Annotated in this window: 1 protein-coding gene; it reads right to left on the bottom strand. The window is 54.0% G+C overall.

What is annotated here, in order from left to right:
* On the bottom strand, window positions 1-531 hold a 531-nt coding region (locus ACTHUR_RS17740), incomplete at both ends, for a lipoyl synthase (RefSeq protein WP_440400043.1).

The raw sequence follows: 531 nt of genomic DNA, 5'->3' as shown, positions 1-531 counted from the left end.
GGCGTTACATAGCGTAAGACGGGCAGGTGGCCGTCTGAAGGTTGCAGATATTGGCCGATGGTAATCATCTCGATATTGTTGGCACGCATATCGCGCATGATTTCGCGCACGTCCTCGTCTGTTTCGCCCAAGCCGACCATGATGCCGGATTTGGTCGGAATATGGGGCATCATTTCTTTGTAGCGGCGCAGAAGCTCGAGGGAGTGTTGGTAGTTGGCACCCGGACGGGCTTTTTTATACAGGCTTGGATGGGTTTCCAAGTTGTGGTTCATCACGTCGGGCGGGGTTTCTGCCAAGATTTCCAGTGCGATGTCCAGACGGCCGCGGAAATCGGGAACAAGGATTTCGATTTTGGTATTCGGGCTGGTTTCGCGGATGGCTTTGATGCAGTCGGCGAAATGTTGGGCACCGCCATCACGCAGGTCGTCACGGTCGACGGAAGTAATCACGACATAGCGCAGGTTCATGGATTTGACGGATTCTGCCAAGTGTTTAGGCTCGTCAGGATCCAACATATTGGGGCGGCCATGA

The organism is Neisseria sp. P0021.S007 (genome assembly GCF_051956855.1).
The sequence above is the reverse complement of the archived record's forward strand: the minus strand, read 5'-3'. Positions and strand labels throughout refer to the sequence as shown.